At 74.3% G+C, this 17,899-nt stretch carries 18 protein-coding genes and 1 riboswitch; of the genes, 5 read left to right on the top strand and 13 right to left on the bottom strand.

Translation table 11 applies throughout. From position 1 onward, the window contains the following. Positions 1–95: 95 nt before the first annotated feature. From ACI3EY_RS12575 to ACI3EY_RS12565, 3 genes are all read right to left on the bottom strand, one after another. Entirely contained in the window at positions 96–1,286 is a 1,191-nt protein-coding gene (locus ACI3EY_RS12575; protein ID WP_405038281.1) for a BMP family lipoprotein, read from the bottom strand. 146 nt (positions 1,287–1,432) lie between these two features. Next, positions 1,433–2,689, bottom strand: a complete 1,257-nt coding sequence (locus ACI3EY_RS12570; RefSeq protein WP_405040594.1) for an amidohydrolase — start codon at positions 2,687–2,689, stop codon at positions 1,433–1,435. A gap of 17 nt (positions 2,690–2,706) precedes the next feature. After that, positions 2,707–3,810: a quinone-dependent dihydroorotate dehydrogenase gene (locus ACI3EY_RS12565; RefSeq protein ID WP_405040593.1), complete on the bottom strand. Its 1,104-nt coding sequence runs from the start codon at positions 3,808–3,810 to the stop codon at positions 2,707–2,709. A gap of 23 nt (positions 3,811–3,833) precedes the next feature. Here ACI3EY_RS12565 and ACI3EY_RS12560 point away from each other — a divergent pair, with 23 nt between their 5' ends. The 3 genes from ACI3EY_RS12560 to ACI3EY_RS12550 all read left to right on the top strand — a co-directional run bounded on the left by ACI3EY_RS12560 (position 3,834) and on the right by ACI3EY_RS12550 (position 6,870). Continuing rightward, positions 3,834–4,970, top strand: a complete 1,137-nt coding sequence (locus tag ACI3EY_RS12560; RefSeq protein ID WP_405040592.1) for a mannose-1-phosphate guanylyltransferase — start codon at positions 3,834–3,836, stop codon at positions 4,968–4,970. Between the two features lie 149 nt (positions 4,971–5,119). Beyond that, positions 5,120–6,283 carry a glycosyltransferase family 4 protein gene (locus ACI3EY_RS12555; RefSeq protein WP_405038348.1) on the top strand — a complete coding sequence of 388 codons (1,164 nt, stop codon included), beginning with the start codon at positions 5,120–5,122 and terminating at the stop codon, positions 6,281–6,283. 38 nt (positions 6,284–6,321) lie between these two features. Next, positions 6,322–6,870: a 2'-5' RNA ligase family protein gene (locus ACI3EY_RS12550; RefSeq protein WP_405038285.1), complete on the top strand. Its 549-nt coding sequence runs from the start codon at positions 6,322–6,324 to the stop codon at positions 6,868–6,870. Here the strand turns inward: ACI3EY_RS12550 and ACI3EY_RS12545 are convergent. Next, complete coding sequence (locus ACI3EY_RS12545) at positions 6,852–7,226, bottom strand: LysM peptidoglycan-binding domain-containing protein (RefSeq protein WP_405040591.1); 375 nt, start codon at positions 7,224–7,226, stop codon at positions 6,852–6,854. The genes ACI3EY_RS12550 and ACI3EY_RS12545 overlap by 19 nt on opposite strands. Positions 7,227–7,434: 208 nt before the next feature. On the opposite strand from ACI3EY_RS12545, the gene ACI3EY_RS12540 reads away from it, so the two are divergent. Continuing rightward, on the top strand, positions 7,435–8,421 hold the full coding sequence (locus ACI3EY_RS12540; protein ID WP_405038287.1) for a malate dehydrogenase: 987 nt from the start codon (positions 7,435–7,437) through the stop codon (positions 8,419–8,421). A gap of 53 nt (positions 8,422–8,474) precedes the next feature. Here the strand turns inward: ACI3EY_RS12540 and ACI3EY_RS12535 are convergent, their stop codons facing one another. The 5 genes from ACI3EY_RS12535 to purH form a co-directional block, all read right to left on the bottom strand. Then, on the bottom strand, positions 8,475–8,774 hold the full coding sequence (locus ACI3EY_RS12535; protein WP_405038288.1) for a DUF3017 domain-containing protein: 300 nt from the start codon (positions 8,772–8,774) through the stop codon (positions 8,475–8,477). Positions 8,775–8,778: 4 nt separating this feature from the next. Further along, positions 8,779–9,645: a bifunctional methylenetetrahydrofolate dehydrogenase/methenyltetrahydrofolate cyclohydrolase gene (locus ACI3EY_RS12530; RefSeq protein ID WP_405040590.1), complete on the bottom strand. Its 867-nt coding sequence runs from the start codon at positions 9,643–9,645 to the stop codon at positions 8,779–8,781. A 67-nt stretch (positions 9,646–9,712) separates the two neighbouring features. Next, positions 9,713–10,258, bottom strand: coding sequence for a glycine cleavage system transcriptional repressor (locus ACI3EY_RS12525; RefSeq protein ID WP_405040589.1), 546 nt, complete (start codon positions 10,256–10,258; stop codon positions 9,713–9,715). Positions 10,259–10,267: 9 nt separating this feature from the next. Then, on the bottom strand, positions 10,268–11,353 hold the full coding sequence (locus ACI3EY_RS12520; RefSeq protein WP_405040588.1) for a DMT family transporter: 1,086 nt from the start codon (positions 11,351–11,353) through the stop codon (positions 10,268–10,270). Then, a complete protein-coding gene (gene purH / locus ACI3EY_RS12515; RefSeq protein ID WP_405040587.1) occupies positions 11,343–12,953 on the bottom strand; it encodes a bifunctional phosphoribosylaminoimidazolecarboxamide formyltransferase/IMP cyclohydrolase in 1,611 nt (536 codons plus the stop codon). Before purH ends, ACI3EY_RS12520 begins: the two co-directional genes overlap by 11 nt. 63 nt (positions 12,954–13,016) lie before the next feature. Then, positions 13,017–13,094: riboswitch (ZMP/ZTP riboswitch) on the bottom strand. Between the two features lie 40 nt (positions 13,095–13,134). Between purH and ACI3EY_RS12510 the strand changes: the two genes are divergently transcribed. Continuing rightward, positions 13,135–13,746 carry a class I SAM-dependent methyltransferase gene (locus ACI3EY_RS12510; RefSeq protein WP_405040586.1) on the top strand — a complete coding sequence of 204 codons (612 nt, stop codon included), beginning with the start codon at positions 13,135–13,137 and terminating at the stop codon, positions 13,744–13,746. On the opposite strand, the gene purN is transcribed toward ACI3EY_RS12510, so the two are convergent. From purN to sucC, 4 genes are all read right to left on the bottom strand, one after another. After that, entirely contained in the window at positions 13,705–14,274 is a 570-nt protein-coding gene (gene purN / locus ACI3EY_RS12505) for a phosphoribosylglycinamide formyltransferase (protein ID WP_405040585.1), read from the bottom strand. The two genes, ACI3EY_RS12510 and purN, sit on opposite strands and share 42 nt — an antisense overlap. Positions 14,275–14,303: 29 nt before the next feature. Next, positions 14,304–15,587: a cell division protein PerM gene (locus tag ACI3EY_RS12500; protein WP_405040584.1), complete on the bottom strand. Its 1,284-nt coding sequence runs from the start codon at positions 15,585–15,587 to the stop codon at positions 14,304–14,306. A gap of 133 nt (positions 15,588–15,720) precedes the next feature. After that, positions 15,721–16,611 carry a succinate--CoA ligase subunit alpha gene (sucD, locus tag ACI3EY_RS12495; RefSeq protein WP_405040583.1) on the bottom strand — a complete coding sequence of 297 codons (891 nt, stop codon included), beginning with the start codon at positions 16,609–16,611 and terminating at the stop codon, positions 15,721–15,723. A gap of 35 nt (positions 16,612–16,646) precedes the next feature. After that, positions 16,647–17,828 (bottom strand): ADP-forming succinate--CoA ligase subunit beta, encoded by a 1,182-nt coding sequence (sucC, locus tag ACI3EY_RS12490; RefSeq protein ID WP_405038297.1) that lies wholly within the window; start codon positions 17,826–17,828, stop codon positions 16,647–16,649. Positions 17,829–17,899 lie beyond the last annotated feature (71 nt).

Genomic DNA, 17,899 nt, shown 5'->3' with positions numbered 1-17,899 from the left:
GTCGACGCCGACGGCGGGGGGACAGCGTAGCGGCCCGGCCGCAGGGGCCGGGCCGCTACCGGCAGCGGGGCGGCACACCGACCCACCGCCCGAGGTCACTGCTGGGGCGAGTTCTCCGACTCGACGACCAGGTCACCGGAGATGATCTGCTCCTCGAGCATGGCCACCGCGGCGTCCAGGCTCATCTCCTCGCCGTCGGGGCCGGTCACCATGGTGCCCTCGACCTCGTCGGCGTAGTCGTGGAACTCGGCCAGGCCGACACCGTCGTTCTCCAGGGTGCCGACGTAGGGCTCGTTGGTGAAGCCACCATCGACGGTCTCGGTGATGGTGGTCTCCACCGCCGGGCCGATCTGCTTGATGACCGAGGTCAGCATGATGTCGGAGTACTCGGAAGCGGTCAGGAAGCCGTCGGAGTCGACCCAGATGATGCGCACGCCGTCGGCCTCGGACGCGGCGGCCGCGGCGCCCAGACCCACCGGGCCGGCCACCGGCATGATGACGTCGGCGCCCTGGGAGATGAACTGCTCGGTCAGGGTCTGACCCTGGCTCTGGTTCTCGAAGTCACCGGAGAAGGAGCCGTCCTGCGCCTCCTTGTCCCAGCCGAGGAGCTGGACGTCGGTGCCGTTGTCCTCGTTGTACTGGTCCACGCCGTCCGCGAAACCGTCCATGAAGATGGAGACCGACGGGATCTGCTGGCCGCCGAAGGTGGCCACCGTGCCGGACTCGCTCATCCCGGCCGCCACGTAGCCGCCCAGGAAGCTGGCCTCAGCCGTGTTGAAGAGGATCGGCTTGGCATTGTCGAGCTCGACCGGGTTGAACTCGGCGTCGCTGAACGCGGAGTCGATGAGTGCGAAGTTGGTGTCCGGGTTCTCCTCGGCCGCCGCCTGGACGGCGTCCTCGAGGAGGAAGCCGACGCCGATGGTGATGGAGCAGCCCTGGGAGACCAGGTTGCCGACGTTCGTGGAGTAGTCGGTGTCCGCCTGGGACTCGACCTCGGTGGTCTCGATGCCGAGGGCCTCGGCCGCGGCGTCCAGCCCCTCCTTGCCGGACTGGTTGAACGACTGGTCGTCGAACCCGCCGGAGTCGGAGACCATGCACGCCTGGAAGTCGGCGGCGGCGTCGTCACCGGAGCCGGTCTCGGCGGCGGTGTCCTCACCGTCCTCGGCACCGCTGCCGGCGTCGGCCTCGGTCCCGGTGTCGTCGCTGTCGGAGGGGGCCTCGCCGCATGCGGCGAGAACGAGGGTGGCGGCCGCACCGGCGGTGGCAAGCTTCAGGACCCGACGCACGGGGTTCTCCTTCTGTCCTGGGGGGGGTTGACGCGTCGATGGTAACCCTGCGGACCGGCGGGTAACACGCGGATGACGGGCCCGCGGCCAAAGAGTGACGAAGTCGTGACCTGCGGCGCCACCACCTGCCACACGGGCCCCGGGGGTCACGCCCGGGCGTCGGTGCCCAGCGCGGTGAACACGGCCCCGGCCAGCAGCTTTGCCGCGACCAGCACGGAGCGCTCGTCGACCACCAGGTCACCCTGGTGCAGCTCGTAGGTCGTCCCGCCCGGGGTCCGCGTCCCCAGCCGGGCCATCGCCCCGGGGACCTCCTGCAGGTACCACCCCATGTCCTCACCACCCATGGACTGGCGGGTGGGCTGGACCGACCCCGCTCCCAGGAGCATCATCGCCGCCTTGGAGAAGGCCACCACGGAGGTGTTCTCGTTGTCGACCGGTGGGACCCCCTTGGTGTACTCCACGGTGGCCCGGACGCCGTAGGGGGCGACGACCGCCTCGACGGTGGCGGTGAAGATCGGCTCGACGACCTCCCACAGCTCGGCGTCCAGCATCCGCAGGGTGCCGACGGCCTCCCCGCGCGCCGGGATGACGTTCGCGGCCGAGCCCGCCCGGACCACGCCCCAGACGAGCACCGCCGCGGCCCGCGGGTCGAGCCGGCGGGTGAGTGCGGCGGGGACGTCGGTGACCACCTTGGCGAGCGCATACGTGATGTCCTGCGTCAGGTGCGGCCGGGAGGTGTGCCCCCCGCGCCCGGTGATGGTGACGTGCACCTCGTCGGCGGCGGCGGTGACCGGGCCGACCCGCAGGCCCACGGTCCCCACGTCGATGGAGGGGTCGCAGTGCACGGCCAGCATCCGGTCCACCCCCTCCAGCACACCCTGGTCCATCATCGTCAGCGCGCCACCGGGGTGGGTCTCCTCGGCGGGCTGGAAGACCAGGCGCACGGCGGCCTCCCGGGCCACCAGCTCCTCGGACAGCGCCTGCAGGGCCAGCCCGGCGCCCAGCAGGCCGATGGTGTGCACGTCGTGCCCGCAGGCATGGCAGGCGCCCGAGTTCTGCGAGGCGAACGGCAGCCCGGTCTCCTCCTCGATCGGCAGCGCGTCCAGGTCCGCGCGCAGCGCGACCCGCTCCCGCGGGTCGGGGTGGCCGATGTCGACGACGGCACCGGTCCCCCGCATCCGGCGGACCTGCGCACCGGCCTCGGTCAGGGCCGCGACGACCAGCTCGGTGGTCCGGTGCTCGCGCCAGCAGACCTCCGGGTGCGCGTGCACGTCCCGGCGCCAGCCCAGCAGCTCCTGCGCCCGGGCCTCGACCTCGCTCTCCGCCCGCCGGAGCACCTCGGGCAGCGTGCTCGTCGGAGGGGTCGCGGTCTGGGCGGTCGGGCTCAGCGGGTCGGTCTTCAACGGCTTCTCCAGGAGGGTCAGGGGCGACTCCCCAGGGTACGCGTCCGGTCCACCGCCTCGGCGACCACGGCGGGGCCGGCGTAGACCAGACCGGTGTAGAGCTGGACCAGGTCGGCGCCCGCCTCGACGAGCGCGGCGGCGTCCCGCCCGGTCATCACCCCACCGACGCCGATCACCGGGAGGGCGGTGAGCGCACGCACCCGGCGCACCACCTCCCGGGCACGCAGGGTCAGCGGGGCCCCGGAGAGGCCGCCCGCCTCGGCCTCCGCCCGCACCCGCTCGTGCCGAGCCACCCCGTCCCGGGCGAGCGTGGTGTTGGTGGCGATGATGCCGGCCACCCCGGCGGTGACCGCCACCCCGACGGCCTCCTCGAGGGCGGGGTCGGTCAGGTCCGGGGACAGCTTGACCAGCACCGGGACGTCCGCCGCCCGCACCACGGCGTCCAGCAGCTCGGCGAGCGGGCCGGCGTCCTGGAGCGAGCGCAGCCCCGGGGTGTTCGGGCTGGAGACGTTGACCGCCAGGTAGTCGGCCAACCCCGCCAACGCCTGCACCGACTCCAGGTAGTCCCCGACCGCGTCCGGCACCGGCGTCACCTTGCTCTTGCCGATGCTCACCCCGACCGGGATCCGGACCAGGCCCGCTGCACGGGCGGCGCGCAGCCGCCCGGCCAGCGCGTGCACCCCCTCGTTGTTGAAGCCCATCCGGTTGATCACCGCACCGCTCTCGGGCAGCCGCAGCATCCGGGGCCGGGGGTTGCCCGGCTGCGGGCGGGCGGTGACCGTGCCCAGCTCGACGTGCCCGAGCCCCAGCGCACCCCAGGTCGCCACCGCCCGGCCGTCCTTGTCCATCCCGGCGGCCAGCCCGATCCGGTGGTCGAAGCGCAGCCCCAGCAGCTCGACCGGCTCGCCCGGCGGCACGGCATACCCGGCGGCGGCCGTGAGCGCCCGGGTCACCGGGCTGCGGCCGAGCAGGTCGGCGGCGACCAGCGTGCCGTGGTGGGCGATCTCGGCGTCCATCCTCCAGAGTGCCGGGCGCGCGAGCCGCCGGTAGGCCGCTCCCCCGGCCGAGCCCACCAGCCGTCTCGCGGTGCGGGCGGCGGGCGAGGCTGTGGGCGCGGGCATACCGGCAACCCTAGACTGGCGCGGTGGACTCCCCCAGCGATCCCGGAACGACCCGGGCGAGCGACCTGAGCGACGTACTGTCCGACCTCACAGCGGTCATCCCGGCGGGCGGGGTGGGCACCCGGCTGTGGCCGCTCTCGCGGCGGGCGATGCCGAAGTTCCTGCACGACCTGACCGGCACCGGCCGCTCCCTGCTGCAGTCGACCGCGGACCGGCTCGAGCCCCTGGTGGGCGACCGGCTGATGGTGGTCACCGGCGCCCTGCACGCCGCGGCGGTGCGCGAGCAGCTGCCGGGGCTGCTCCCGGAGAACCTGCTGCTGGAGCCGGGCCCGCGGGACTCGATGCCGGCGATCGGCCTGGCGGCGGCCTTCCTGGAGCGCCGTGACCCGGACGCCGTCCTCGGGTCGTTCGCCGCGGACCACGTCATCGGTGACGAGACCGCCTTCGCCGAGTGCGTGCGGCAGGCGGTGGTGGCCGCCCGGGCCGGGTCGCTCGTCACCCTCGGGGTCCGCCCCGACTACCCCTCGACCGGCTTCGGGTACGTCAAGGTCGGACGGGACCGGCCGCTGGAGGGGGCGCCGGACGTGCGCCACGTCGAGACCTTCGTCGAGAAGCCGGACCGCGAGCGCGCGGAGGCCTACCTGGCCGAGGGCGACCACCTGTGGAACGCGGGGATCTTCGTGGTGCGCGCCTCCACCCTGCTGGACCTGCTGGCCGCACAGCGGCCGGAGATGACCCGGGTGCTGCGCGACATCGCGGCCGACCCCGGGCAGCTGGAGCAGCTGTGGGCCTCGCTGGACGACATCGCCATCGACCACGCGGTCGCCGAACCGGCAGCCCGGGCCGGGCAGGTCAGCGTGGTCCCCGCGCACTTCCCCTGGGACGACGTGGGCGACTTCGCCTCGCTGGCCACCCTGCTGGAAGAGAGTGAGGATCACCCCGGCCTGCGGGTCCTCGGACCCGCCGGCGACGTGCTCTCCGAGGACTCCACCGGGGTCGTCGCCGCCCACAGCGGCCGGACCGTGGTCACCCTCGGCGTCGAGGACATCGTGGTCGTCGACACCCCCGACGCGCTGCTGGTCACCACCCGCGGGCGCTGTCAGGACGTGCGCTCGGTGGTGGCCGCGCTGCAGCGGCTGGGACGGGAGGACCTGACGTGAGCGCCCACCCCACTCCCCGGCACGCCCCCGAGCGGGCCGGCCGACGGCGGGTGCGGGACGGCATCGGACACCATCTGCTCACCCGCCGGTCATCGGACACACCCCCGGAGGCCGCCGGGGACACCCCCACCTCCGGCAGGCTCGAGCACGTGCGGGTCGCGATCGTCACCGAGTCCTTCCTCCCGGCGCTGAACGGCGTCACGACCAGTGTCTGCAAGGTGCTGGAGTGCCTGCGCGACCAGGGCCACGAGGCCCTGGTCATCGCCCCGGGTACCAGCCCCTGGAGCCCGGTGATGACGCCGGAGCACTACGCGGGCTTCCCGGTGCACGCCGTCACCAGCGTCCCGGTGCGCCAGTTCCGCGTCGGGCTGCCCTCCTACGAGATCGAGACGGTGCTGCACCGCTTCCGTCCGGACGTGATGCACGTCGCCTCGCCCTTCGTGCTGGGGATGCGCGGGCTCACCGCGGCGCGGGCGCTCGGGATCCCGTCGGTGGCGATCTACCAGACCGACATGCCGTCCTACATCCGCCAGCACGCCGGCCCCGCGGGCGAGCTCACGGCGCGGGCCACCTGGCGGTGGATCCGCCGGATCCACGAGCAGGCGGACCTGACGCTGGCGCCCTCCACCTCGGCGTTGCGGGACCTGGCCGAGCACCAGGTGCCGCGGATCGCGCTCTGGGGTCGCGGGGTCGACGCGGACCTGTTCCACCCGGACCGGCGCCGGGAGCCTGCCACCACCGCCCTGCGGGACCGGCTCGCGCCTCGCGGCGAGACCCTGCTCGGCTACGTGGGCCGGCTGGCACCGGAGAAGGAGCTGCACCGGCTCACCGAGCTGGCCGGCATCCCCGGCACCCGGTTGGTGCTGGTCGGGGAGGGACCGAGCCGGGAGATGCTCCAGGCCCAGCTCCCCGGTGCCGTCTTCCTGGGCCGGCAGGAGGGCCAGGAGCTCGCGCACGCCTATGCCGCCTTCGACGTCTTCGTGCACACCGGCACCCGGGAGACCTTCGGCCAGACCCTGCAGGAGGCCTCGGCCACCGGCCTGCCGGTGGTGGCGCCCCGCAGCGGCGGCCCGGTGGACCTGATCGAGCCCGGCCGCACCGGCGACCTCTTCGACCCGCAACGGCGGGGCGCGCTCCGGGAGGCGGTGCTGCCGCTGGTCGGGTCCGAGGGCACCGACGCCGCCGCGCTGCGGGCTCGGCTGGGGGCGGCCGGCCGCCACCGGGTGGAGGAGCGCTCCTGGCCCGCGCTGGTGGACCAGCTGGTCGAGCACTACACGCACGCCATCCGGGGGGCCGCCCGGTCGGTCGCCTGACCCGGTGCGGCGCGGGGGCCGGCAGTAGGGTGGAGCGGGTGAGCACACCGCAGCCCACGCGTGAGCCGGGCACCGACGTGGTCGTCGGTGTGGCGCTGCCCGTCCCCGAACCGTGGGGTGGCCACCTGCAGCGGCTGCGGACCGGGTACGGCGAGGACCATGCCCAGCACATCCCCACCCACATCACGCTGCTGCCCCCCACCCCGGTCCCCGAGAGCGTCCTCGAGGCGCTGACCGGGCACCTGTCCCGGGTGGCGGCGAGCCACCCGCCGTTCGAGGTGCTGCTGCGCGGCACCGGCACCTTCCGCCCGGTCTCGGACGTGGTTTTCGTCCAGGTCGCGAAGGGGGTGGCCGGCTGCGAACGGCTGGAGCGGGCGGTGCGCTCCGGCCCGGTGGTCCGCGAGCTCGAGTTCCCCTACCACCCGCACGTGACCCTGGCGCACGGCCTGGCCGAGCCGGTCCTGGACCGCGCCTTCCTGGATCTCGCCGCCTTCAGCTGCGGCTGGCCGGCGACCGGCTTCCGGCTCTACGCCCACGACGGGGACGGCCTGTGGCGGACGGTGGCCGACTACCCGTTGACCGGCTGAGGCTCCTCGGCGTCGGGGACCCGGAAGACCTGCCCGGGGTAGATGAGCTCGGGCTGCTCGATGCCGTTCAGCTCGGCCACCCCGGCGGCGCTCACCCCGTGCTGCCGGGCGACCTCCTCCAGGGTCTGTCCAGGGAGCACGGTATGCCGACGCAGCCGCTGCCCAGGTGCCCCCGCCGCCGGCACGGGCGTCGCCGCCTCGACCTCGGACGCGGGGGTCCGCGATCCCTGCTGGCGCGATCCCTGTCGGACCGTCGGCCGTCCCTGCTCGGGCAGTGACGGTGCCGGTTCCGCTGCCGGTGCCGGCCGGTGCCGGCCACCGCGCAGCACCGACCTGATCATGTCGATGAGAGCCACCGCGCGTCTCCTTCCTGCGGGCACCGAGGGGCCGGGTCGACCACGCTGACCGGTGCCGGTCACGGCCACGCTAGCGCCTCGCGGCAGTGACGACGACGGCGCAGGACGGTGATGCTAGCGTCGGCGGCAGCGGCGTCGACGCCCCCGGTCCCCCGTGGAGCCACGCGACGACGCCTCCCCGCCCGCTGTCGAAGGAAGGTCATCCCTCGTGAACACCCCCGTCAAGGTCGCGGTCACCGGCGCGGCCGGTCAGATCTGCTACAGCCTGCTCTTCCGTCTCGCCTCGGGCGAGCTGTTCGGCAAGGACACCCCGATCGAGCTGCGGCTGCTGGAGATCACTCCCGCGCTGGGTGCCCTCGAGGGCGTCGTGATGGAGCTCGACGACTGCGCCTTCCCGGCTTTGGCCGGCATCGAGATCGGTGACGACCCGAACGTCGTCTTCGACGGGGTCAACGTGGCTCTGCTGGTCGGTGCCCGCCCGCGGTCCAAGGGGATGGAGCGCGCCGACCTGCTCGAGGCGAACGGGGCGATCTTCACCGCCCAGGGCAAGGCCCTGAACGCGCACGCGGCCGAGGACGTCCGGGTCACGGTCACCGGCAACCCGGCCAACACCAACGCGCTGATCGCGATGAGCAACGCCCCGGACATCCCGGCCGAGCGGTTCACCGCCCTCACCCGGCTCGACCACAACCGCGCGATCGCCCAGCTGGCCGCCAAGGTCGGCGCCCCCGTCACCGACGTCAGCCACATGACCATCTGGGGCAACCACTCGGCCACCCAGTACCCCGACCTGTTCCACGCGGAGGTCGCCGGCCGCAACGCCGCCGCCGCGGTGGACGACCAGGACTGGTTGGAGAACACCTTCATCCCGACCGTGGCCAAGCGGGGTGCCGCGATCATCGAGGCCCGTGGCTCGTCCTCCGCGGCGTCCGCCGCCTCCGCCACCATCGACCACACCCGGGACTGGCTGCGCGGCTCGCCGGCCGGCGACTGGGTGTCCATGGCGGTCCGCTCCGACGGCTCCTACGGGGTGCCGGAGGGCCTGATCAGCTCCTTCCCGGTCACCACCCGGGACGGCGACTGGGAGATCGTCCAGGGCTTGGAGATCGACGACTTCTCCCGCGGGAAGATCGACGCCTCCACCTCCGAGCTCGCCGAGGAGCGCCAGGCGGTCACCGACCTCGGTCTGATCTGAGGTCCGGGTCCTCGGCCGGGTCCGAGGTCGTCGACCTCGGACCGGTCGGGGCCCTAGCCCAGGCGCAGGGTGAAGGACAGCGCCGCGATCGACGCGCCCAGCAGCAGCAGGGTCGCGACGTCCACGGCGCGGCCGCGCACGACCAGCCCGCCGACCCGGTGGCCGGGCAGCACAGCGCGCAGCAGCGCGAGCACGCCCAGGGTGGCGCCCATGGCATACCCGTAGGCGCGCAGGTTCTGCGAGACGAGCAGCGTCACCGCGGTCCCCAGGCCGAGCACGCCGAGCCACCACAGGCCCAGGGGCTGCCGCGGGACGCCCGGCCCGGCAGCGCCGGGCTCCTCCTCGGTGCTCACGTGCTCACGCAGTAGCGCCGCCCCGGGCCGCGAGCGACGCCTCCGCCGCCTCGACGACGTTGCGCAGCAGCATCGCGCGGGTCATCGGGCCGACCCCGCCGGGGTTGGGGCTGACCCAGCCGGCGACCTCGCGGACGTCCGGGTGGACGTCTCCGGCGATCCGGCCGTCGCGCCGGGCGACCCCCACGTCGAGCACCGCGGCACCGGGCCGGACCATGTCCGGGGTGACCAGGTCGGGCACCCCGGCGGCGGACACCACGATGTCGGCGCGCGCGACGTGGCCGGCCAGGTCGCGGGTCCCGGTGTGGCAGAGGGTCACGGTGGCGTTCTCGCTGCGGCGGGTGAGGATGAGGCCTAGCGGCCGGCCGACGGTCAGCCCGCGACCGATCACCACCACGTCGGCACCGGCCAGGGGCACGTCGTACCGGCGCAGCAGCTCGACGCAGCCGACCGGGGTGCAGGGCAGCGGGGCCGGCTCCCCCATCACCAGGGCGCCGAGGTTGGCCGGGTGCAGCCCGTCCACGTCCTTGGCCGGGTCCACCCGGGACAGGATGGCGAACTCGTCCAGCCTGGTGGGCTGCTGCACCAGGACGGCGGTCACCGCGGGGTCGGCGTTGAGCTCGTCCACCACGTCGAGCACCTCCTGCTGGCCGGTGCCGGACGGCAGGTCGCGGCGCACCGAGGCGATCCCGATCTCGGCGCAGTCCTTGTGCTTGGCGCCGACGTACCAGGTGCTGGCCGGGTCGTCCCCGACCAGCACGGTGGCCAGTCCAGGGACGACGCCCTGCTCGGCGAGCCGGGCGAGCCGCCCCCTCAGCTCGTCCTTGATCGTGGCGTGCACAGCCTTGCCGTCCAGGATCGTCGCGCTCATGCCCGCGAGTCTAGGGCGCGGCCGCAGGCGGCACCGCGACCCCCCGCCGACGCGCGGTGTCGGCCGGTTACTCCCAGTCGGCGAGGTCCTGGGCCTCGAAGCTCAGGTCGACGAGCAGCTCCCCGGCGAGGTGCTCCAGGGCCTCCCGCAGCGCCCCCAGGTCGGCACCGGCGGGCGCGCGCACGGCGGCCCGCGCGGTGAAGAGGTCCCCACCCGCCTGCGGCGCCGGGACCACCTTGGTCTGCAGGTCCTCGACCGACACCCGGTGCGCGGCGAGCGTCCCGGTGATCTCCCGCACGATGCCCGGCCGGTCGTTCCCGATCAGGTCCAGGTGCAGCACCGGTCCCTCCGCGGCGGCGCCCTCGGTGGCGTCCGGGTCCGGCGCCACCCGCACAGTGGTCTCCAGCACCCCGCCCAGGCCGCCGATCGCTGCCCGCAGGGCGTCCACCCGGTTGCCGGGCACGTCCACGGTGACGATCCCGGCGAAGGTGCCCGCGAGGCGGGCCAGCTGGCTGCGCCCCCAGCTGCCGGAGTGCTCCGCGACGACGTCGGCCAGGGCACTGACCAGACCGGGACGGTCGTCGCCGATGACGGTGATCACGAGAGTGGCCATGGCCCGACCCTAGCGCCGCCGGGCGGCAGCCGCCGCCCCCGCGCCGGGGAGATCCCGGGCGCGCTGCGCCGGCCGGCTCAGCGCGGCGCCGACCGAGGCCACCAGCGCGAGCCCCACGCCCAGCAGCACCTGGGGCCCGAGCAGCGCCCGGCTGACCGGGTCGGCGGCATCCGTCAGCAAGCCCACCAGCAGCTGCGTGCTGACGGTCACCAGGGCGAAGACGAGCACCGACACGTGCTGCACGGCCCACGCGGCGAGCGCGATGAAGAGCACCCCCATCATCCCCCCGGTCCAGGCCCACCACGGCAGGCCGTCCACGGCCCGGGGACCCTGACCGCCGACCACCAGGGCGGCCCCACCCAGCACCACCAGGGTGAGGGTGCCGGTGACGAAGTTGAACCAGGCGGTCGCCAGCGGGTCCCGGCTCACCGTCGTGACCACCCCGTTGAAGGCCTGCTGGACCGAGGTCCCGGCACCGGCCAGCAGCACCACCGCCAGCGGGACCAGCAGCGCCAGACCGCTCCCCTCCCCCGCCGCCGCCCGCCCGGGCGCACTCGCCGCGACGGCCACCCCGGTCACCGCCAGCAGCGCCGCCAGCACCCGGGTCGTCCGCAGCGGCTGCGGCGGACCCGGGCCCAGTCCCCACCGGTCGACCAGCAGCGCGCTGGCGGCCTGCCCGCCGATCACCGCGATGAGGAAGGCGGTCACCCCGACCTGCGGGACGGCATACGTCTGGCTGGCGACCAGCGCGCCGCCGCCGACCCCGCCGAGCACCTGCCACCAGCGCAGCCGCCCCTGCGCCAGGGCGCGCGGCACCCGGGCCGCCCGGGCCCGGATGCCCGGCACCGCGAGCAGGCAGGTCAGCAGCACCAGCCCGGTGCCGAAGGAGATGGTGGCCGCCGGGAGCGCGGAGACCTGCTCCGACAGGGTCCCGTTGACCCGGGCCTGGACGGGCAGCACGGCCCCGCAGAGGGCGGCGGCCAGCAGGGGGGTGAGGGTCGGGCCCGGGGTCCGCCGGGAGCCGGGCTCCTGCTCGTGTCGCTGGTCGTGCTGCTGTTCGTGTCGCTCGTCCGGCCCGTCCTGCTCAGTGGGCAAAGTGGCGGGTGCCGGTGAAGTAGGTGGTGACGCCGGCGGCGGCCGCGGCGGCCACGACCTCCTCGTCCCGCACCGAGCCCCCCGGGGCGACGACCGCCCGCACCCCGGCCTCCAGCAGCACCTGCAGGCCGTCGGCGAAGGGGAAGAAGGCGTCCGAGGCCGCCACCGACCCGGCCGCCCGCTCACCCGCCCGGCTCACCGCCAGGTGGCAGGAGTCGACCCGGTTGACCTGGCCCATGCCGACGCCCACCGACGCCCCGTCGTGGGCCAGCAGGATGGCGTTGGACTTGGCGGCGCGGACCGCACGCCAGGCCAGCTGCAGGTCCGCGAGGGTCGCCTCGTCGGCGGGCTGCCCGGCGACCAGGCGCCAGCGCGCGGCCTCGTCACCACCGTGCTCGACCTCGGCGTCCACGGTGTCGACCTCCTGCACCAGCAGTCCGCCGGAGACGGGGCGCACCTCGACGCCGCCGCGGGTGGGGGCGGGGACCTTGAGCAGGCGCAGGTTCTTCTTCGCCGCGAGCACCTCCAGCGCAGCCGCCTCGAAGTCGGGGGCCACCACGACCTCGGTGAAGACCTCGGCCACCTGCCGGGCCATCGCCTCGGTGACCGGACGGTTGGTGGCGATGATGCCGCCGAAGGCGGAGACGGGGTCGCAGGCGTGCGCCTTGGCGTGCGCCTGCGCGACGTCCTCCCCGACCGCGATGCCGCAGGGGTTCGCGTGCTTGATGATCGCCACCGTCGGCCGGTCGCCGTGGTCGTGGGCGGCCCGGCGGGCGGCGTCGGCGTCGAGGTAGTTGTTGTAGGACATCTCCTTGCCGCCCAGCTGCTCGGCCTGGGCGAGGCCTGCCCCGGTGGCCTCCGCCGTGTAGAGCGCGGCCCGCTGGTGCGGGTTCTCGCCGTAGCGCAGCACCGGTCCCCGCTGCCAGGTGGCACCCATCCACGCGGGGAAGGCGACCTCGTCCGAGGACCCGGCCGTGCCCTCGTCCGCCCGGGCCAGCATCCAGGACGCGACGGCGACGTCGTAGCTCGCGGTGTGCGCGAAGGCCTCCGCCGCGAGGCGCACCCGCTGACCCAGGGTGAAGCCGCCGCCAGTGACCGCCGCCAGCGCCTCGGGGTATGCCGCGGGGCTGGTGACCACGGCGACGCTGCGGTGGTTCTTCGCCGCGGCCCGGACCATGGAGGGCCCGCCGATGTCGATCTTCTCCACGCACTCCTGCGGTCCGGCGCCGGAGGCGACCGTCTCGCTGAACGGGTAGAGGTTGCAGACCACCAGGTCGAAGGCCTCGATGTCGAGCTCGTCGAGCTGCCGCAGGTGCTCGGGGTCGGTGGTGTCGGCGAGCAGCCCGGCGTGCACCCGGGGGTGCAGGGTCTTCACCCGGCCGTCCAGGCACTCGGGGAAGCCGGTGAGCTCCTCGACCCGGGTGACGGGCAGGCCCAGCTCGGCGATGCGGGCGGCCGAGCCACCGGTCGAGACCAGCGCGACCCCGTGCCGGTGCAGGCCGGTGACCAGGTCGTCGAGGTCGGTCTTGTCGAAGACGGAGACGAGGGCCCGGCGGACCGGGCGCCGCTCGTCGGTCCTGGGCGGGGTGGACGTGCTCACGTGGGGTCGCTCCTCGGTGCGGGGGTCGACGGTCGCCGGGACCGTCGGTGGACGGTGCTGCGGTGCGGACACCCAGGCGGGCGATGTCCACGCGTGTCACTTCCCGGTGGTGCCCCACCCGCGCCAGTCGTGTGCCGCCAGTCTAGCCCCGTCCGTGCGCCGTCGAAGCTAGGTTCGTGCCATGGAGTCCCGGCACGCGCGGCACTGGGACCGGCTGGCGGCCCGCTACGACGACCTGTCGGCCGGGGTGGAGCGGCGGTTCCTGGCCCCGAGCCGTCCCTGGGTGGCCGGGCGGGTGCACGGGCGCGTGCTGGAGGTCGGTGTCGGCACCGGCGCCAACCTCGCCCACTACCCCGCCGGGACCGACCTCACCTGTCTCGAGCGCAGCGATCCGATGCTGGAGCAGGCCCGGGCCAGGGCACGACGCCTGGGTCTGGAGGTGGCCTTCGTGCACGGCGACGCCGGTGCGCTGGAGGCGGCCGACGACGCGTTCGACACGGTGCTCAGCACCTTCACCCTGTGCTGCGTGCCCGACGAGGAGGCCGCCCTCGCCGAGATGGTGCGGGTGCTGCGGCCCGGGGGCTCGCTGCTGCTGGCCGACCACGTGGCGGCGGCCCCGTGGTGGCTGCGGGCCGGTCAGGCTCTCGCCGAGACGGTGAGCGTGCCGGTGCAGGGGGAGCACTTCCGACGACGGCCGCTGCGGGTGGTCCGCGCGCTCGGCCTGGAGGTCCTGGCGACGGAGCGGGAGGGGCTAGGGCTGATCGAGCGGGTGCACGCGCGCCAGCCCGGGTAGGGCCGTGACCAGGAGCTCCCGCTCGGCCACCTTGATCCGCTCGTGCAGGCTGGACTCGGTGTCCCCGGCCCGGACCTCGACGGCGCGCTGGGCCAGGATCGGTCCGGTGTCCACCCCGGCGTCCACCGCGTGCAGGGTGCAGCCGGTGACCGTGACGCCGTGCGCGAGGGCGTCCCGCACGGCATGCGCACCAGGGAAGCTGGGCAGCAGCGCCGGATGGGTGTTGACCACCCGGTGGGTGGCCAGCACCGCGGACCCGAGGATCTTCATGAAGCCCGCCGAGACCACCAGGTCGGGCCGGTATGCCCCGATCCGGTCGGCGAGCGCGGCGTCCCAGGCCGCCCGGTCGGGGTGGTCGCGCAGCCTCTCCACGAAGGTGGGGACGTGCCGGGCGGCGGCCCGTCGCAGCCCCTCGATGTCGTCCCGGTCCGCGCCCACCGCGACCACCTGCACCCCGTAGCCGGGGTCCTGCGCAGCGTCCAGCACCGCCTGCAGCAGGGTCCCGGAGCCGGAGACGAGGACCACCACGCGGGCGGGCGGCCGACCGGTCTCCGTGCTCAGAGCCGCCGCCCGGTCAGGTGCAGCACGGACATCATCAGCAGGCCGCCGGTCACGAGCTCGGCCAGGAGCAGCCCGGCCACCCGCCACGGCTCCACCCCGACGGTGCCGAGCAGTCCTGGGGTGAGCCCACCGGTGGCCGCCCAGGAAAACACCAGCACGACCAGCGCCACCACGGCGCAGGAGGCCAGCGTGGTCCGGGCCTTGGTCCACCAGGACGATAGCCGGGACGCCGAGGAGGCGCTCCGGTAGCCGATCCAGGCACCGGCCAGCACCGGCACCCCGACGGCCGCCCACAGCCCGGGCGGCAGGGCGCCGGGCTCGGGCAGCGCGCCCAGCACCGGCAGCAGCGGCAGGTCGCCCGGCGTCGACCGGGTCCAGTCGACGTGCACGGTGCCCACCGTGACCCCGGACCCGGTGAGCCAGGCCAGCGCCCACACCATCAGGTTCGGCAGCGCCAGCAGCTGACCCAGGGTCAGCGTCAGGGTGCCGACCAGCCCAGCGTCCAGCGAGTCGTACAGGGTGAGGATGCGCTCCCCCCGCAGCAGCAGCAGGCCCAGCACCAGCAGGAAGCACAGGGTAGCCAGCGCGAGCAGCACCTCCCCCGCCGGCGGCAGCGCCCGGCGCACCAGGACCGGGGTGCGGCCCCGCACCCAGGCCAGCCCGGCACCCACGCTCGGGTGCTGCTCCCGGCGGTGCTGGCCCCACCAGACGAGGGCGACCGCGACCGTCGGCACCAGCACCGCGCCGGGCACCAGGGTGCTGAGCCGGACCACGGCGATCCCGACCCCGGACAGGTGCGCCACCAGCAGGCCGGCCAGCAGGTAGCCGAGCACGAAGGTGAGGGCGTCGGCCCCGTTCAGCGCAGCCCAGGCCGCCCGCCAGCCGCCGACCCTCGGGGTCCGGGCGGCCGGGCGTCCCAGCACCACCTGGCGCGCGGCATACCAGCACAGCAGCAGCGGCACCGCGGTGAGCAGCAGCGGCGCGATGACGAGATCGGCCCCGGGGGTGCGGATCTCGGCGCGGTGGGCCAGCGCCCAGACGTCGACGGCGACCCCCAGCGTCTGCCCGAGGGTGGCGGTGCTGCGGGTGTCCACCGCCCAGGTCAGGATCGTGGGCAGGGCGATCGCGACCACGCCCACCAGCACGCAGACACAGCCCGCGAGGGCGGCGCCGGCGAGGTCGGCCAGGCGCCGGAGGGGCGGCCCGCCCCGTCCGGCCGCCGGGTCACGCCCCGGCTCTGTCTGCGCCCGGTTTCGGGTCGCGCGCTCCACCACAGTCATCGTTCCTATGCTCGGGGACCGGGACGACCCGGCCGGGGAGGCGCGCCGGGGCAGGTCCGGCACGCCCGGGGACGCCGCACGGGGTCGACGCCCCGGTGCCGGTGCGTCGACCCCGTGCGGGTCCGGTATGCCGTCAGCCGAGGCCGGCGACGACCTCCTGCATGAGCCGGGCGGTCTCGGAGGGGGTCTTGCCGACCTTCACGCCGGCCGCCTCGAGCGCTTCCTTCTTGGCCTGGGCGGTGCCGGAGGAGCCGGAGACGATGGCGCCCGCGTGGCCCATCGTCTTGCCCTCCGGGGCCGTGAAGCCGGCCACGTAGCCGACGACCGGCTTGGTGACGTTGTCCTTGATGTAGGCCGCGGCGCGCTCCTCGGCGTCCCCGCCGATCTCGCCGATCATCACGATGGCGTCGGTGTCCGGGTCGTCCTGGAAGGCCTGCAGGCAGTCGATGTGGGTGGTGCCGATGATCGGGTCACCACCGATGCCGACCGCCGTGGAGAAGCCGATCTCCCGCAGCTCGTACATCATCTGGTAGGTCAGCGTGCCGGACTTGGAGACCAGCCCGACCCGGCCGGGACCGGTGATGTCGGCGGGGATGATGCCGGCGTTGGACTGGCCGGGGCTGATCAGGCCCGGGCAGTTGGGGCCGATGATCCGGGTGCCGCCCTTGTCCTGCGCGTAGGCGTAGAACTCGGCGGTGTCCTGCACCGGGACGCCCTCGGTGATGACCACGGCCAGCGGCATGCCGGCGTCGACCGCCTCGACGACGGCCGCCTTGGTGAAGGCCGGCGGGACGAAGAGGACGGAGACGTTCGCCCCGGTCGCCTCCATCGCCTCGGCAACGGAGCCGTGCACCGGCACCTGGACGCCGTCCTCGAAGTCAACGGTGGTGCCCGCCTTGCGCGGGTTGACGCCGGCGACGACGGTGGTGCCCGAGCGCAGCATCCGCTGGGTGTGCTTCATCCCCTCGGAGCCGGTCATGCCCTGCACGATGACCCTGGAGTCGTTGTTCAGAAAGATCGCCATGGTGGTGTCCCTGTTTCCTTCGCCTGTGTGGTGGGTCAGTTCGCGGCCAGCTCGGCGGCCCGCCGGGCGGCACCGTCCATGGTCGCCTCGATGGTGACGAGGGGGTGGGCCGCCTCCGCCAGGATGCGGCGCCCCTCCTCGACGTTGTTGCCGTCCAGGCGGACCACCAGCGGCTTGGTCGCGTCGTCGCCGAGCATCTGCAGGGCGGACACGATGCCGTTGGCGACGGCGTCGCAGGAGGTGATGCCGCCGAAGACGTTGACGAAGACGGACTTCACCTGCTCGTCGCCGAGGATGACGTCCAGACCGTTGGCCATCACCTCTGCGGAGGCGCCGCCACCGATGTCCAGGAAGTTGGCGGGGGTCGCGGCGCCGGCGGTGTGCTCCTCACCGGCGTAGGCGACGACGTCCAGGGTGGACATGACCAGCCCGGCGCCGTTGCCGATGATGCCGACGTTGCCGTCGAGTTTGACGTAGTTGAGACCGAGCGCAGCGGCCTTGGCCTCGAGCGGGTCCGCGGCCTCGGTGTCGGCCAGATCGGCGTGACCCTCGTGCCGGAAGTCCGCGTTGGCGTCCAGGGTGACCTTGCCGTCGAGCGCGAGCACGGTGCCGTCCTCGGTCTTGACCAGCGGGTTCACCTCGACCAGGGTCGCGTCCTCACCCTTGTAGACGTCCCACAGCCGGACCAGCGCCGGCGCGATCGCGTCGACGTCGGAGGTCTCGAAGCCGGCCTCGGTGAGGATCCGCCGGGCGGTGACGTCGTCGATCCCGGTGTTGGCGTCCACCGCGACCCGGGCCAGCGCCTCCGGGCGTTCCTCCGCCAGCGTCTCGATGTCCATCCCGCCCTCCTTGCTGCACATGGCCAGCAGCGAGCGGTTGGCCCGGTCCAGCAGCAGAGAGAAGTAGTACTCCTCGGCGATCTTGGCGCCCTGGGCGATCATCACCGCGTTGACGGTGTGGCCCTTGATGTCCATCCCGAGGATGGCCTCGGCGGCCTCGGTGGCCTCCTGCGGGGTCTTGGCCAGCTTGACCCCACCGGCCTTGCCGCGGCCTCCGACTTTGACCTGGGCCTTGACGACCACGACGCCGCCACTGTCCGCGCCCACCCGTTCGGCGGCGGCGGCGGCGTCCGCGGCGTCGGTCACGACCTCGGCCGCCAGCACGGGGACCCCGTGCTTCTCGAAGAGGTCACGTGCCTGGTATTCGAACAGATCCACGAGTCAGCTTCCCATCGGTGTGATCGGTGACCGGAGGTGCTCCGGCGGGTGCGCGGTCACCAGGCCGGCAC

It is taken from the genome of Serinicoccus shuyuelongi (assembly GCF_045032955.1).
Classification (GTDB): domain Bacteria; phylum Actinomycetota; class Actinomycetes; order Actinomycetales; family Dermatophilaceae; genus Ornithinicoccus.
Note: the sequence above shows the minus strand (reverse complement) of the source record. Positions and strands in the feature narration are given on the sequence as shown.